General features: G+C 54.0%; 1 protein-coding gene. It reads left to right on the forward strand.

The genetic code is table 11. The features are described 5' to 3' along the window. Positions 1–245 precede the first annotated feature (245 nt). Positions 246–926, forward strand: coding sequence for a DUF6119 family protein (locus tag C1A33_RS26415; RefSeq protein WP_133150839.1), 681 nt, complete (start codon positions 246–248; stop codon positions 924–926). The last annotated feature ends 13 nt before the right edge of the window (positions 927–939 follow it).

Below are 939 nucleotides of genomic sequence, written 5' to 3' on the forward strand. Positions count from 1 at the left end.
GCCTAAAACAACATCAAAACCGGGGGTGCTGGAGCGCGCACCCGTGAATGGACACGTGGAGAGGTAGCGGATTGATGATGAGAGTTGAGGCCTGGAGACGGTCGAGAGCGGCCGTCCTGCCAGATGCCCTGTCCGGTCGCTTTAAACAAACAGCTTGACAAGCACTACAAGAGGGATCACTGTACCAAATGATAGTGATGATCTAACGCGGGGGCGCGGGCAGTGGTGTCAGGCGGCAGGCGAGCATGAAACTCAACATCTTCTCTGTTCCGACCGAGGGTGTGGCGGCTCTCAAGGTGAAGCTCGGGGACGTCGGGCTCAAGGTCATCCATCAGGGCGAGATGTCGGGATGGCAGAGCGCTTTCTACTTCCTTGAGAATCCGGAACCAGCCCCGATCCCGTGGGTTGCGACGTACGCAGAGTACTTTGAGGACAATAATCTTCCTATGAATCTCATCTACTTCTCCGCGTACATCTTTGAAAAAGACGACAAATGCTATGCCCTGAGTTACGGCAAGGCGCATTTCTATATCCGCCAGTTTTGCGATCACGACTTTGGCATTGAGATTGTTAAGCGAATTGGTGATGATAGTAACACGCTTCAGACCTCCGTGCGTCGGTTCAATAGCAAACGCAAGAAGCAGATCAGAAGCCTAGCCCGCGGAACGGCCCTGGATCTGGAAAGTGGAGAGGCCGTCGAGTACCTCCAGACAGAAATAGCGCTTGACTACCAAGCGCAGTTCGGTCGCTCTGCGAAGTTCGGTTCCTCGATTCTCCTCAACGCACCAATCGAGAAAGACGGAATCGGCGATCTATTCGACAATATCGATGATGCCCTCACGCAAGAAGCTCGATTCACGCTGCCTCGTACCACCACAATCACAGTGTCCATTCACGGGTGCGCGCTCCAGCACCCCCGGTTTTGATGTTGTTTTAGGC

It is taken from the genome of Frankia canadensis (genome assembly GCF_900197875.1).
In the GTDB taxonomy this organism is placed as follows: Bacteria; Actinomycetota; Actinomycetes; order Frankiales; family Frankiaceae; genus Frankia; species Frankia canadensis.

Excerpts from the sequence above, each read along its gene's own strand:
- C1A33_RS26415 (WP_133150839.1), top strand. The coding sequence starts at position 246 with ATGAAACTCAACATCTTCTCTGTTCCGACCGAGGGTGTGGCGGCTCTC.